Below are 16,995 nucleotides of genomic sequence, written 5' to 3'. Positions count from 1 at the left end.
GCTTCCCCTTGAAGCTTTTATTATCTATTAATATATAAATGTCCTGAACGTTCTTTGCTGTTTCCGGCACTGTTTCTGTATTTCACTACATAGAAGTATACTCCTACTGGTAATTCAGATGATTGGCTAATGGTTACTCTTCCTTCGGAAATTCCTCTAAAGTATTCTCCATTTTGTCCATAACCTTCGGTTTCATAAACTAAAAGACCCCATCTGTTATAAATCTCAACCGTATTATCAGGATATAATTCAATGTTTCTGATTACAAACACATCATTATCTCCATCTCCGTTAGGAGTAACCAAATTGAAAATCTCTAAATCATCTGCAGAAGGTTCATGATTATTAAACTCTAAATAATCTGGTACACCATCTCCGTCTGAATCTAATGGATTTGTTGGGTCAGGACCAATCTCGTCTCCATTTGGTAATCCATCACTATCACAATCACCACTTAAAAATTCTAATGATTGTTCTAAAGTAACATGCTCTTCTATTGATTCGCATGGATTCAAAGGATTTGTACCGTCAGTAACTTCTGTTCCATCAATTACACCATCTCCATCTGTATCAGGATTTGTTGGATCTGTACCTATTGTATCCTCTTCAGCGTTTGTAAGACCGTCATTATCACAATCTAAATTAGGATTACCCACACAAGCACCAACTACAACTGTAATACTGGCAGTATTTGAAACGGCACCTTCATTGTCTAATATTGTGTATGTAATAATTGATGTAAAACCAGTTGCAGATGGAACAGGAATAAATGTTACAGTTCCATTTGGGTTTGCGGTATAAGTACCTTCACCTGGAACAACTAAAGTTGTTTGCTGACCAGGAGTAGTAGGATCTAAATCAATTGAAGTTAAATCAATAGTGTTATTTCCTTCTATGTCTGTATCTTGACCTGAGACCACTGGATTGTTGATAACAGCAATGGTAATTGGTGTTTCACTCATTGTTATATCTGAATCATTATTAGCCACTGGTGCATCATTTACAGCCGTTACTGTGAAAGTAATGTCAGCGTTATCACATAATACTGGAGTACCAGCATCACATAAAGTGTATGTTAATGTCGCTACTCCGTTGAAGTTAACAGCTGGATCGAAAGTTACAACTCCTGTTGTAGCATCGTAAGTCCAAGTTCCTTCTGGTGTAGTGATTGAGTTTTGATTACCTGCTGTACTAGGATCTAAATCAACGGTATGATCTGAAGTTGGAGAAGGATTACCATCTACATCTGTATCATTCGTTAAGATATTCACGGTTCCGTTAGCTCCGTCTTCTGTTAGTGCTAAAGCAACTACATCATCATTAGCAATTGGTGCATCGTTTACTGGAGTTACTGTTACAGTTACTGTAGCGGTATCACAAGAAGCTGGCAATGGAATACCTGAATCACAAACTTGGTACGTAAAAGTATCCGTTCCATTAAAGTTTGGATCTGGTGTATAAGTTACTTCTCCTGTTGTAGGATCAACGGTTACAGTTCCATTATTTGGCGCATCAGTAATAGTTACACTTGTTGGGTCAATTGGACCTTCTAAGTCTGTATCATTAGCTGTTACATCAATTACAACTGGAGTATCTTCATTAGTTGTAGCTGTGTCATTATTAGCCACTGGTACATCATTTACAGCCGTTACTGTGAAAGTAATGTCAGCGTTATCACATAATACTGGAGTACCAGCATCACATAATGTGTATGGTAACGTCGCTACTCCGTTGAAGTTAACAGCTGGGTCGAAAGTTACAACTCCTGTTGTAGCATCGTAAGTCCAAGTTCCTTCTGGTGTAGTGATTGAGTTTTGATTACCTGCTGTACTAGGATCTAAATCAACGGTATGACCTGAAGTTGGAGAAGGATTACCATCTACATCTGTATCATTCGTTAAGATATTCACGGTTCCGTTAGCTCCGTCTTCTGTTAGTGCTAAAGCAACTACATCATCATTAGCAATTGGTGCATCGTTTACTGGAGTTACTGTTACAGTTACTGTAGCGGTATCACAAGAAGCTGGCAATGGAATACCTGAATCACAAACTTGGTACGTAAATGTATCCGTTCCATTAAAGTTTGGATCTGGTGTATAAGTCACTTCTCCTGTTGTAGGATCAACGGTTACAGTTCCATTATCTGGCGCATCAGTAATAGTTACACTTGTTGGGTCAATTGGACCTTCTAAGTCTGTATCATTAGCTGTTACATCAATTACAACTGGAGTATCTTCATTAGTTGTAGCTGTGTCATTATTAGCCACTGGTACATCATTTATAGCCGTTACTGTGAAAGTAATGTCAGCGTTATCACATAATACTGGAGTGCTAGCATCACATAAAGTGTATGGTAATGTTGCTACTCCGTTGAAGTTTAACGCTGGGTCGAATGTTACAACTCCTGTTGTAGCATCGTAAGTCCAAGTTCCTTCTGGTGTAGTGATTGAGTTTTGATTACCTGCTGTACTAGGATCTAAATCAACGGTATGACCTGAAGTTGGAGAAGGATTACCATCTACATCCGTATCATTCGTTAAGATGTTCACGGTTCCGTTAGCTCCGTCTTCTGTTAGTGCTAAAGCAACTACATCATCATTAGCAATTGGCGCATCGTTTACTGGAGTTACTGTTACAGTTACTGTAGCGGTATCACAAGAAGCTGGCAATGGAATACCTGAATCACAAACTTGGTACGTAAAAGTATCCGTTCCATTAAAGTTTGGATCTGGTGTATAAGTTACTTCTCCTGTTGTAGGATCAACGGTTACAGTTCCATTATCTGGCGCATCAGTAATAGTTACACTTGTTGGGTCAATTGGACCTTCTAAGTCTGTATCATTAGCTGTTACATCAATTACAACTGGAGTATCTTCATTAGTTGTAGCTGTGTCATTATTAGCCACTGGTGCATCATTAACAGCCGTTACTGTGAAAGTAATGTCAGCGTTATCACATAATACTGGAGTGCCAGCATCACATAAAGTGTATGGTAATGTCGCTACTCCGTTGAAGTTAACAGCTGGATCGAAAGTTACAACTCCTGTTGTAGCATCGTAAGTCCAAGTTCCTTCTGGTGTAGTGATTGAGTTTTGATTACCTGCTGCACTAGGATCTAAATCAACGGTATGACCTGAAGTTGGAGAAGGATTACCATCTACATCCGTATCATTCGTTAAGATGTTCACGGTTCCGTTAGCTCCGTCTTCTGTTAGTGCTAAAGCAACTACATCATCATTAGCAATTGGTGCATCGTTTACTGGAGTTACTGTTACAGTTACTGTAGCGGTATCACAAGAAGCTGGCAATGGAATACCTGAATCACAAACTTGGTACGTAAATGTATCCGTTCCATTAAAGTTTGGATCTGGTGTATAAGTCACTTCCCCTGTTGTAGGGTCAACTGTTACAGTTCCATTATTTGGCGCATCAGTAATAGTTACACTTGTTGGGTCAATTGGACCTTCTAAGTCTGTATCATTAGCTGTTACATCAATTACGACAGGAGTATCCTCATTAGTTGTAGCTGTGTCATCATTAACAATAGGCATATCATTAATAGGGTTAACCGTAATAGTTAAGGTTTGATTATCACAAATACCTGGTAATGGTAAACCTGAATCACAAACTTCGATTGTAATAATTTCTGTTCCTGTGAAGTCTGGATTTGGCGTATAGATGTATGTTCCATCAGGTTGTACTACAATTGTTCCGTTAACTGGAGGAACGATTGGTGTAGTATTTACAACAAGTGTTGTACCGTCTGGATCTGAATCTGCAGCGTTAGTAATGTCACCTGAAACAGGTGTGTCTTCATTCGTCACATTGGTATCATCACTTATTATTGGTGCGTCGTTTACCGCTGTAGTTGTTACAGTTACTGTAGCTGTGTCGCAAGCCGCAGGTAAAGGTAAACCACTATCACATACTTGATATGTGAATGTATCCGTTCCGCTGTATCCTGGGTTTGGAGTATAAGTTACTTCGCCTGTTGCAGGATCAACTGTTGTTGCTCCGTTTGTTGGCGGTACTGTTACTACAACCGTTGCAGGATTTAAAGGTGATTCTAAATCAGAATCGTTACCTAAAACGGCGATTACAACTGGTGTATCTTCCGTAGTTGGTGCTGTATCATTATTGGCAACCGGTGGATCATTGACTGCATTAACAGTAATTGTTAATAATTGATCCACACAATTTGCTGGAAGAGGTGTGCCTGAGTCACAAACTGTGATAAGAATTACATCTGTACCATTAAAGTTTGGATTTGGCGTATACACGTATGTTCCATCAGGTTGTAACACAATTGTTCCATTTGTAGGACCACTTAAAGGTGTAGTGTTTACAACAAGTGTTGTTCCGTCTGGGTCAAAATCTGCTGCGTTAGTAATATCACCCGATACAGGTGTATCTTCATTTGTTACGTTAGTATCTGGCAAAACAACAGGTACATCATTATCAGCAGGAACTAAAACAGTTACTGTTGCTGTATCACAAGCTGCTGGTAAAGGCAAACCACTATCACATACTTGGTACGTAAAGGTATCTGTACCATTAAAGCCTGGATTAGGTGTGTAAGTTACTTCTCCTGTTATTGGGTCAACAGTTGTTGTACCGTTAGAAGGAATAGTTACAATTGTTACTGTAGTTGGATTGATTGTACCATCCAAATCAGTATCATTAATTAATACTGGTATAACTACCGCAGTATCTTCTGGCGTAGAAACCAAATCGTTATTAGCATTTGGTGCATCATTAACAGGGTTAACCGTAATAGTTAAGGTTTGATTATCACAAATACCAGGTAATGGTAAACCTGAATCACAAACTTCGATTGTAATAATCTCTGTTCCTGTGAAGTCTGGATTTGGCGTATAGATGTATGTTCCATCAGGTTGTACTACAATTGTTCCGTTAACTGGAGGAACGATTGGTGTAGTATTTACAACAAGTGTTGTACCGTCTGGATCTGAATCTGCAGCGTTAGTAATGTCACCTGAAACAGGTGTGTCTTCATTCGTCACATTGGTATCATCGCTTATTATTGGTGCGTCGTTTACCGCTGTAGTTGTTACAGTTACTGTAGCTGTGTCGCAAGCCGCAGGTAAAGGTAAACCACTATCACATACTTGATATGTGAATGTATCCGTTCCGCTGTATCCTGGGTTTGGAGTATAAGTTACTTCGCCTGTTGCAGGGTTAACTGTTGTTGTTCCATTGGTTGGCGGTACAGTCACTACAACCGTTGCAGGGTCTAGAGGTGATTCTAAATCAGAATCGTTACCTAAAACGGCGATTACAACTGGTGTATCTTCCGTAGTTGGTGCTGTATCATTATTGGCAACTGGTGCATCATTAACAGGGTTAACCGTAATAGTTAAGGTTTGATTATCACAAATACCTGGTAATGGTAAACCTGAATCACAAACTTCGATTGTAATAATTTCTGTTCCTGTGAAGTCTGGATTTGGCGTATAGATGTATGTTCCATCAGGTTGTACTACAATTGTTCCGTTAACTGGAGGAACGATTGGTGTAGTATTTACAACAAGTGTTGTACCGTCTGGATCTGAATCTGCAGCGTTAGTAATGTCACCTGAAACAGGTGTGTCTTCATTCGTCACATTGGTATCATCACTTATTATTGGTGCGTCGTTTACTGCTGTAGTTGTTACAGTTACTGTAGCTGTGTCGCAAGCCGCAGGTAAAGGTAAACCACTATCACATACTTGATATGTGAATGTATCCGTTCCGCTGTATCCTGGGTTTGGAGTATAACTTACTTCGCCTGTTGCAGGGTTAACTGTTGTTGTTCCGTTTGTTGGCGGTACTGTTACTACAACCGTTGCAGGATTTAAAGGTGATTCTAAATCAGAATCGTTACCTAAAACTGCGATTACAACTGGTGTATCTTCCGTGGTTGGTGCTGTATCATTATTGGCAACTGGTGCATCATTAACAGGGTTAACCGTAATAGTTAAGGTTTGATTATCACAAATACCAGGTAATGGTAAACCTGAATCACAAACTTCGATTGTAATAATTTCTGTTCCTGTGAAGTCTGGATTTGGCGTATAGATGTATGTTCCATCAGGTTGTACTACAATTGTTCCGTTAACTGGAGGAACGATTGGTGTAGTATTTACAACAAGCGTTGTACCGTCTGGATCTGAATCTGCCGCGTTAGTAATGTCACCTGAAACAGGTGTGTCTTCATTTGTTACGTTAGTATCATCGCTTATTATTGGTGCGTCGTTTACCGCTGTAGTTGTTACAGTTACTGTAGCTGTGTCGCAAGCCGGAGGTAAAGGTAAACCACTATCACAAACTTGGTACGTAAATGTATCCGTTCCATTAAAGTTTGGATCTGGTGTATAAGTCACTTCTCCTGTTGTAGGATCAACGGTTACAGTTCCATTATTTGGCGCATCAGTAATAGTTACACTTGTTGGGTCAATTGGACCTTCTAAGTCTGTATCATTAGCTGTTACATCAATTACGACAGGAGTATCCTCATTAGTTGTAGCTGTGTCATCATTAACAATAGGCATATCATTAATAGGGTTAACCGTAATAGTTAAGGTTTGATTATCACAAATACCTGGTAATGGTAAACCTGAATCACAAACTTCGATTGTAATAATCTCTGTTCCTGTGAAGTCTGGATTTGGCGTATAGATGTATGTTCCATCAGGTTGTACTACAATTGTTCCGTTAACTGGAGGAACGATTGGTGTAGTATTTACAACAAGTGTTGTACCGTCTGGATCTGAATCTGCAGCGTTAGTAATGTCACCTGAAACAGGTGTGTCTTCATTCGTCACATTGGTATCATCACTTATTATTGGTGCGTCGTTTACTGCTGTAGTTGTTACAGTTACTGTAGCTGTGTCGCAAGCCGCAGGTAAAGGTAAACCACTATCACATACTTGATATGTGAATGTATCCGTTCCGCTGTATCCTGGGTTTGGAGTATAAGTTACTTCGCCTGTTGCAGGATCAACTGTTGTTGTTCCGTTTGTTGGCGGTACTGTTACTACAACCGTTGCAGGATTTAAAGGTGATTCTAAATCAGAATCGTTACCTAAAACGGCGATTACAACTGGTGTATCTTCCGTAGTTGGTGCTGTATCATTATTGGCAACCGGTGGATCATTGACTGCATTAACAGTAATTGTTAATAATTGATCCACACAATTTGCTGGAAGAGGTGTGCCTGAGTCACAAACTGTGATAAGAATTACATCTGTACCATTAAAGTTTGGATTTGGCGTATACACGTATGTTCCATCAGGTTGTAACACAATTGTTCCATTTGTAGGACCACTTAAAGGTGTAGTGTTTACAACAAGTGTTGTTCCGTCTGGATCTGAATCTGCTGCGTTAGTAATATCACCCGATACAGGTGTATCTTCATTTGTTACGTTAGTATCTGGCAAAACAACAGGTACATCATTATCAGCAGGAACTAAAACAGTTACTGTTGCTGTATCACAAGCTGCTGGTAAAGGCAAACCACTATCACATACTTGGTACGTAAAGGTATCTGTACCATTAAAGCCTGGATTAGGTGTGTAAGTTACTTCTCCTGTTATTGGGTCAACAGTTGTTGTACCGTTAGAAGGAATAGTTACAATTGTTACTGTAGTTGGATTGATTGTACCATCCAAATCAGTATCATTAATTAATACTGGTATAACTACCGCAGTATCTTCTGGCGTAGAAACCAAATCGTTATTAGCATTTGGTGCATCATTAACAGGGTTAACCGTAATAGTTAAGGTTTGATTATCACAAATACCAGGTAATGGTAAACCTGAATCACAAACTTCGATTGTAATAATTTCTGTTCCTGTGAAGTCTGGATTTGGCGTATAGATGTATGTTCCATCAGGTTGTACTACAATTGTTCCGTTAACTGGAGGAACGATTGGTGTAGTATTTACAACAAGTGTTGTACCGTCTGGATCTGAATCTGCAGCGTTAGTAATGTCACCTGAAACAGGTGTGTCTTCATTCGTCACATTGGTATCATCGCTTATTATTGGTGCGTCGTTTACCGCTGTAGTTGTTACAGTTACTGTAGCTGTGTCGCAAGCCGCAGGTAAAGGTAAACCACTATCACATACTTGATATGTGAATGTATCCGTTCCGCTGTATCCTGGGTTTGGAGTATAAGTTACTTCGCCTGTTGCAGGGTTAACTGTTGTTGTTCCATTGGTTGGCGGTACAGTCACTACAACCGTTGCAGGGTCTAGAGGTGATTCTAAATCAGAATCGTTACCTAAAACGGCGATTACAACTGGTGTATCTTCCGTAGTTGGTGCTGTATCATTATTGGCAACTGGTGCATCATTAACAGGGTTAACCGTAATAGTTAAGGTTTGATTATCACAAATACCTGGTAATGGTAAACCTGAATCACAAACTTCGATTGTAATAATTTCTGTTCCTGTGAAGTCTGGATTTGGCGTATAGATGTATGTTCCATCAGGTTGTACTACAATTGTTCCGTTAACTGGAGGAACGATTGGTGTAGTATTTACAACAAGCGTTGTACCGTCTGGATCTGAATCTGATGCGTTAGTAATGTCCCCTGAAACTGGTGTGTCTTCATTGGTTATATTGGTGTCATCTACTATTACTGGTGAATCATTAACAGGTGTAACTGTAATAGTTAAAGTTTGATTTGCACAGCTTGCTCCAGGTGTGCCTGAATCACATACTTGTATAGTAACGACGTCTGTCCCATTAAAACCAGGGTTGGGTGTATAGGTGTAGGTTCCATCAGTATTGATTATGATGGTTCCATTAGCTGGCGGTGTTACTGGTGTAGTAGTAACTACCAACATTGTTCCGTCTGGGTCAAAATCAGATGGGGTTAGAATAGTTCCTGTTATAGGATTGTCTTCTGTACCTGTAGCTGTATCATTTGTTATTGTTGGTGCATCATTAACTGGATTTACCGTAAACGATATGTTTGCATTAGCGCAAAGTGCCGTTGGATCACATAATGTATAGGGTAGGGTAGCTGTTCCGTTGAAGTTATCTGCTGGATCGAAGGTTACAATACCTGTTGTATTGTCTAATGCCCAAATACCTTGTGGTGTGGTTATAGAGGTTTGAACTCCTGGTGTAGTTGAATCTAAATCTACGGTAAACTGCCCTACACCATTTAATGGTGCGGTTGGGTTTCCATTACCGTCGGTGTCGTTTCCGATTATATTTATTGAACCGTTTAAACCGTCCTCAGTTAAAGGTATAAGTTGTATGTCATTATTAGCCACTGGGGCAACATTACAATTTTCTGTTTCTAAAACTAAATTTTTAGACAAAACGGTACCACATGATGTAGTAATCTCGTACTTTATAGTTATACTACCAACACCTGTAACCGTAATAACATTGCCCGATAAAGTCCCTGGTCCAGAAACTAAAGTTAAAACTCCTCCAGTTGGCAGTGCGTTAACAGTTATTGTAGTTCCTACACAATATTTACCTGAAGGACCTGTAGGACTTGGTGAAAGTGGAACAGATATCGTTTCTGCACCACAAATTTGAACGGGTGCGGTGTTGTAAGTGTATAAGAGTTCGAATGTATTTGTTGCCGTACCATCACCCATACTACCATTTATACGGTGACCAACATAACCGAAATTAGCATAACATTCGTTCACCACCATAGAAGTATGACCTCCAGTTTCTACTGCAAGTATTACATCGCTTGCACCTATGCCCTGTGGCGTACCAGGATTGTTAGCAGCTGCGGTCCCAACCATAGGATTTGAGGGACACCAACCCGTAATTCCAGCTGAAGTATTAATTACATTCACTGCGGGAAAAAAGCAATCATGCTCATTTGGACTTAACCATTTCACATTGCTCATCACTGGACCTGCAGCACTCGCGTAGCGCGGTTGTGTCCAAACTAGTTTGTCGGTGGTGGTCCAATCGCCTAATTGTCCTACAGCATTTGACCCGATGGAATATACATTTCCATTGGTAGCTAAGATATAATAACTAGAGCTTGATGTAAAAGTTGTCGGATTAAGATTTATTTGCGCTGTAGATGAACACGTGGCACCAATCATTTTAGGAGTTATTCCAGCTGGTACTGCCATTTGAACGGCTCTGTTTCTATCTGTAAAGGGAGTTCCCGCTGCATCCAACGATTGTGAACCCCAAGTCCATAGTGTACCGTCTGATTTTAAAGCCATTAAACCTTGATAGGTTCCTCTAGCTGCCACAACATTGGTTAATGCTGGATTTCCAGCTGCAGCTGTTGTTACCTGTGACCAAACTGTCGCTGAACCTACTCCTCCATTTCCTCGAGCACTTGCATTGGCTGCGAGCACCCATACGTTTCCACTACAGGTAGTGATTACTAATGTTTGAAACGTACCGTATAACATTTTAACATCGGCAGGTGTCACCCCTGGAGGTAAACCATCTGCTTTTCCATTTACTGTAATTTTTTGGAACGTGGTGGTTGGTGTAATACTCGGATCGATTAAAGCACCTGAGTGTCCCCATGCAAAAAGCCCTGTAGTAGTTAAGACCACTTGTTGGCTTATTGCGTTACCTCCTGTGGCGACTTTTAACGGCGTACCTGTTAAGGCTGGATAGGTTACATTATCTAAAGTTACCGGAGTTAAAAGATGGGTTCCTGTTCCGTAAGTTCCAGAAACAACCCCGCTATTTCCCATGCTTTCACCCCAAACCTGAAACGTACCGTTTGAAGTTAGTGCTATGGTACCGTGATACGCAGAAATAAAGTTATCGTACTCTATCGTGTTGGGATTATTATTGGCATTAAAACCATAATTGGTTCTGTCTGTTGTACTACAACCCACGGCTGGTGTTCCACATTGTGCCACAACATTCTCACTTGCCATAAAGGACAAGAAAAATGCTAAGAACAGCCCAAGTTTAGTTTTATGTTTTAAAAATATATTCATAATAGTGGTATTTTGTTTTTACTAAGTATGCAATGTTGTGTGATTATTGTATTGGCTTTTTAAGAGCTGCTGTTTGAGTTCGTCCATTTATATCAATAAAATTGAACTGTATGTAAGCTTCTACTTCTGCAATACCACTCAACTCATATTCTAAAACTTGTTTCCCTTGTTTTAGGGTAGTACCTGATTTAAGCTTTGCGATTATATTTGAACCAACACCAGCAGTAGTTGCATTGGTGTATTTCAAATCAAGACTTTGATTTCCATACGTTTCAATTACTACTGGTATGCTGACTGAAATTCCTGTAGTTTCTACTCCTTTATGTAAGTCACTAGAAACTTTTAATTCATCTCCTAGAAAAGTCATTCTTATTGGAAAAACGGTTACATTAATTTTAGAAGGAACTTTTTCATGCGCACATGATTCTTCTTTACTGTGTGCTTTTGCAGCTGCACTGTTGTCAATCAAACTAATTTCGTATTTGCCTGGTTTGTCAAACACATATTCGTTCAACGCATTACCTAATCCTGATTTAGTTCCGCTAGGTCCAGAAATAGTCCAATTAACTGAATTACCAAGTTGTGGTGCTTTTATTTTTTGACCGAAAGTAATTTCTAATGACAGGATGATTTCAGTACCATTGTCATTTGTTTGCTGTTTGACCGTTTGAAAATTAGTGGTATTGGCATTATCATTTAAGGCCCTTGTTGCAGTATAAGTTTCTGATTTACTGACAACTTTCCTATGAAGAAATTTGATCCGTCTACCAATGATTTTTTTTTCTGATGGATTGGAAAGGTTTTGTAGTGAGTTTTCCAGTTTTAAAATGACATTCCTTTTTACTTCACTTTCATAAGAACTTGCAGTACTATAAAGTACAGATAGCATCAGAAGAAATAAAAAAAGTTTGCTTTTGCTTCGGGTTTTGAATAAAGTAAAGTCAATCATACGGGGTAAGTTTTAGTTAATGATATAATCTAGTGGTAACAATTTGCAATTGCTCAACCTAAATCTTGACAAAAGTATTAAGCAACAATTTGTTAACTCTTTCAATTATTGCTGTAGTGTATTGATTATTGATTTTATTTTAAGATTTATTTGTAGAATAAGTTCGATTGGGAGTTATAAGTTATGAGTTGTGAGTTGTGGGTTGTGAGTTATGAGTGGGAAGTTTAAAGGTATTGGAAGGTAGATAGGACTCTATTGGCTTAGCTCAAGGTTAAATATTGAAAAATCTATATTATGTATAGATATGGATACGTTGCTTTTTAGAATGCGGATTTAGTGTATGTAATTTCATAATTTACTTCATTATAAAAAAACAATCTGTCTTTATTACATAATAAAGACAGATTGAATGACAACTGAAATAACTAAATCAATGTGAAGGCTCCCAATAAAATTATTTTTAATAACCAAAAGAAAGCCAATTTGTGTAAAGTAATACTATCTTTTTTTCGTGATGCTGTATAAACTTATTTATTTGTTTTAGCTTCTAAAATTTCAACTTTCTTCTTTAATTCTTCAATCATAGCTTGTTGTTCTTGAATGGCTTTGGTTAATACTGGCACCAAATTGCCGTAAGACAAGCCCAAGGTTTCTCCTTTTTCAAGATCACCTTCACTACCAGTCACTACTTCAGGTATTACTTTTTTCACGTCTTGTGCAATAAAACCAACTTCCTGATGCTTAGTTTCGTCTTTTTTATAATAATAGGTTACGGGTTTCAACTGCAGTACTTGTGTCAATCCATATTGATTCATAGGTTTAATATTCTCTTTCAATCGAGCATCGGACGCATTTACCCAAGTAAAACTATTGCAATAGGCACCACCACCCATTGTTAGTGCTGCCCAAGGTGTTGTAATACCAATTCCTACGTTACCAGCATATATATTCATGCGCTCTGCACCCCCCTGAAAAAAAGAGATGTCATCATCGGCATCATTATTGTTTCCAATTAAGAGCTTAGTGTTTTCGCCTCCGCCATCAACATAGTATCTTATAAAAGCTTCGTCTCCGCCACCGCCACCTGGATCAGTTGGGAACGAAATTCCTGCATCGCTAGAGTTTCCAACGTGAGGTCGGATGGAACCGTTTACTACTGTAAATTTTTTGCTTGGGTTTGTGGTTCCTACGCCCATATTTCCGTTATTTAGAATTACGGCTTGATCCGCATTGCCTATCCTAAAACCTAAATAACCACCTCCAGTGTTTTGTTTGTTAATAAATGTATAGTTACCATCGCTAGCTTGTAATAATCCATAACCCGATGGATTGGCTTGGCTGTAATGTGCAAAACCAGTCCAACTACCACCATGACCAACATCTCCAATAAAGGCGTTATTAATTCTTGCATTGCCACCTTGGACGTCTAGACGTTGTGCTGGCGCTGCAACTCCAATTCCAACATTACCAGTTCCAGTTATTCGCATTAATTCATTACTTGTTGTGGTGCTTGTTCCAGCATAGAATATATGATTGGAAGTTGGAACTTCGACTTGATACCGTAAACCATAACTGTTAACTCCGAATCCATAGAAATTATGGTCGTTATTAAAGTTTTGCCACATGACTATTTTTCTGTTTTGAATACTGTTATCAAATTGTAATGGCGCCCAAGGTGTTGAGGTTGCTATACCTACATTACCTGATGCTGTAATGCGCATCCTTTCCGTATTGGCTGTGCGAACCACAAAATCTCTAGCGTCAGTTGTTCCAATAAAGTTAGCTGCTGGATTTGTTCCTGCGTTTCCAGTGGTTCCCCAACCAGAGTTTGAGGTTAACAATTTAGACCACGCTGTAGTGGGTGAGTTGTTGGTTTTTCTGAAGTATAAGTCTTGGTCAGCAAAGCTTCCTGCAATTTGTAATGCATAATTATTAGCAGGATTATTATGTCGGCTGTCAATTAAATGCCACCACGAACTAGCTCCAGCTGGAAAATTTATTGGTGCAACAGTCTCATAAAAACCAGATTGTGCACCTGCATTGCCTTGCAAGCCCGCGTTGTCTCTAGTTTCGGTTCTGGAATTGGAATTTCCAAACCCAAATGTTCCGTTGGCTAAGTCTAATTTGTACGCTGGTGTTGGTGTTCCAATACCTACATTTCCGGTAGACATAACGCGCATTCTTTCAAGATTATTTGTACGAACTGTAAAATCTCTTGCATCTGTAGTTCCAACAAAATCAGTGGCAGGGTTAGTAGAAGCATTCCCATTCACTGACCAACCGCGCGTATTGGCATCTGATGCGATTGCTATCCATCTTAATGTTGGCGTGTCCCAATAATAAAATCCAGGCACCACATTATTAGGAGATGTTCCTGCGGTTGCAGTATTAAAAACTAATGTTCCATTAGCTAAAGCACCTCCTTGCGGATTTACAACTGGAGCAGCAACTGTTTTGGAAGTTAAGGCTACACGGGAAACTAATACACCTTGATTAGCAGAGTTTACATCAAAAGCAGCATTGGGTGTTGTAGTGTTTACGCCAACTTGGGAAAAAACGGAGGTGCAACCCAAAAAAAACAAGAGGTTTAAAATTTGTTTCATTTTTTTAAAATTTTATTGCAATATTTTTATTGCGTGAAGGGTATTGATACTAAAAATTAATCTATAAATAATTGTTTTTGAGCGATATAAATAAAACACATCAAAATTATCAGTTAATAAGAACAAATAGATATTGATAATTGATGTGTGATATTGATAATTGATATTATTTACCCCCTTTTTTGTTTAGTATATGAGGTGGTGGGATTGCCTTATTTAGGCAATACATCTAAAAACAGTATAAACAAAAGTTAATTATTGATAGATTAGAACAATAATTAATATTAAAAAGTACATTTATGATATCTTATAGCAATTTTAGATATTTAATATATTTTTTTATTAAATACTTTTGATATTACAATTAACGTATTAAAATACTTATAAATCGATACAATTTTAACGATGAATAAATTACTTGTATTGCTTGTTTTTCTGTTGAATACACAAAAAGCATATTTTCAAACTACTGAACATAAGAAGGCTATCGATAGTCTAATGAAATTAGTAGACCAATCAAAAGAGGATAAAGAAAAAATAAGCTTATACCATCAAATTTGCAAAAAATACTACCCCGAAGAACCATCAAAAATGATGTACTTTAACAAAAAGATATATGAATTGTCTAAAAAGACAAATTATAAAATAGGGTATGGGTTTTATTATTTGAATCTTACAGATATTGATTACTTAAACAGTGATTTTGAGCAAGCTATTGTTCATGGAGAAAAGGCGTATGAAATTTTGTCCAAAACTAAGGATGTAAAAAATCATTTAAACGCGGCATCTTATTTAGCTTATGCGTATTTAGATAATTCAAACTATGACAAAGCAAGAAAGATTTTGCTTGAAAATTTATCACTTGCACACAAATATAATGATCCAAAAATATTGGGAAGGCTGTATCTTTTTTTAGGGGAAACTTATGAAGACGAAACAGCTTCAGTTGAAGAACTCAAGAATTATAAAAAAGCGCTTTATTATTACAATAAAACAAACGATGTTGTGGGGAAAGTATCCCTTTATCAAAGAATTGCTTATATTTATAAAAATATATACTTGCACGAAGAAGCCTTAAAGTATTTAAATCTTGCGCTTGATCAAAAACCCGACGACTACAATTATAACATCTTACAGTTTGAAAAAGCAAGAGTTTACAATAAAATGGGACGCTATAAAGAAGCTAATTCACTAGCTCTTAAAAATGAAAAAGCACTTTCTAAAAACCAACAAAACTCTAGTGATGTCTATTGGATTAACAAACTTTGTTTAGCGATAAGTAATTTTGGATTGAAAAAATATAGTACGGCTATAAAAAACTGTAACGCTATCTTGGCCTATGGCGTTGATGACGATACCAAAATGTCCACTCTAAATATAATTGGTCATAGTTACTTAAAATTAAATAATTTAGAAAAATCAAAATACTACATTGATGAATCGTTAACTCTTGTTAATAAGGTTAACGATTTTGGCAAAGAGGATGTTTATAAAATAAAATCGGAATTGGAAGCAGCACTTGGCAATTACAAAATTGCATTAGATTACAGTAATAAATATAATTTATTAACTACGGATCGTAATTCAAAAATCAATCAAAACAGAATACAGCATTTACAAGTTGATTTTGAAGTGGCAGAAAAGGAGAATGAAATTAAAAAGCTAGAAATAAAAGAACTCCAGTATACTTTAAATATTGAAAAGCAAAAAAAATATTTAATCATTTCTTCCTTTTTGATTCTAATGGCATTAATTTCAATTATTGTTTTTTTTAGAATAACAAAATCAATTAAAAAGCGAAATCGTATTATTGAAAATTCAAATCTTGCACTTTCAAAATCACAATTACTTTTGCAAAAATCGCTTCACGAAAAAGAAATTCTTTTAAAAGAAATCCACCATCGCGTAAAAAATAATTTGCAATTAGTGATGAGCTTGTTAAATATTCAAGCCCGAGAAAGTGATTCAAGAGACTTAGATGATTTTTTAGAAAAAGGACAGTCTAGAATTATATCCATGGCTTTAATCCACGAAAATCTATACCAAACAGATCAATTAGATAATGTAAATTTTCAAGAGTATATTGAAAATTTAGTTCACAATATAAAAAACACATTTAACCATCAAAACGATAATATTTTAACAGAAATTAAAGCCGTTGATGCAAATTTTGATATACAAACATCAATTCCATTAGGGCTTATTATCAATGAATTATATTGTAATATTTTAAAGCATGCTTTTCCAGAACAAAAACAAGGAAAAATCGTAATCGAACTAAATCATAAAGATCATGATAATTTTCAATTAACGGTATCGGATAATGGTGTTGGATTGAGTGATAATGCAAGTGACAAAAAAACATTAGGGTTAGAGCTTGTTTATTTGTTGGTTGATCAACTTTGTGGAAAAATTACGTTGCTTAAAGACCAAGGAACAAAATATATTATTGATTTTAAAGAAATAGTTAACTAACAATACCCCT

General features: G+C 37.4%; 4 protein-coding genes. 1 reads left to right on the top strand and 3 read right to left on the bottom strand.

Annotation, left to right across the window (positions count from 1 at the left end):
- Positions 1-20: 20 nt before the first annotated feature.
- From OLM52_RS07470 to OLM52_RS07460, 3 genes are all read right to left on the bottom strand, one after another.
- Positions 21-10,958: a tandem-95 repeat protein gene (locus tag OLM52_RS07470; protein WP_264550501.1), complete on the bottom strand. Its 10,938-nt coding sequence runs from the start codon at positions 10,956-10,958 to the stop codon at positions 21-23.
- A gap of 43 nt (positions 10,959-11,001) precedes the next feature.
- Positions 11,002-11,907 (bottom strand): hypothetical protein, encoded by a 906-nt coding sequence (locus OLM52_RS07465; protein ID WP_264550500.1) that lies wholly within the window; start codon positions 11,905-11,907, stop codon positions 11,002-11,004.
- A 527-nt stretch (positions 11,908-12,434) separates the two neighbouring features.
- The gene (locus tag OLM52_RS07460; RefSeq protein ID WP_264550499.1) at positions 12,435-14,510 is read right to left on the bottom strand and encodes a tail fiber domain-containing protein; all 2,076 of its coding nucleotides are present in this window, start codon (positions 14,508-14,510) and stop codon (positions 12,435-12,437) included.
- Between the two features lie 405 nt (positions 14,511-14,915).
- Between OLM52_RS07460 and OLM52_RS07455 the strand changes: the two genes are divergently transcribed.
- Positions 14,916-16,985, top strand: a complete 2,070-nt coding sequence (locus OLM52_RS07455; protein ID WP_264550498.1) for a histidine kinase dimerization/phosphoacceptor domain -containing protein — start codon at positions 14,916-14,918, stop codon at positions 16,983-16,985.
- Positions 16,986-16,995 lie beyond the last annotated feature (10 nt).

The sequence above is a fragment of the Flavobacterium sp. N2820 genome (assembly GCF_025947285.1).
GTDB lineage: Bacteria > Bacteroidota > Bacteroidia > Flavobacteriales > Flavobacteriaceae > Flavobacterium.
This window is presented reverse-complemented; position numbering and strand designations above follow the sequence as displayed.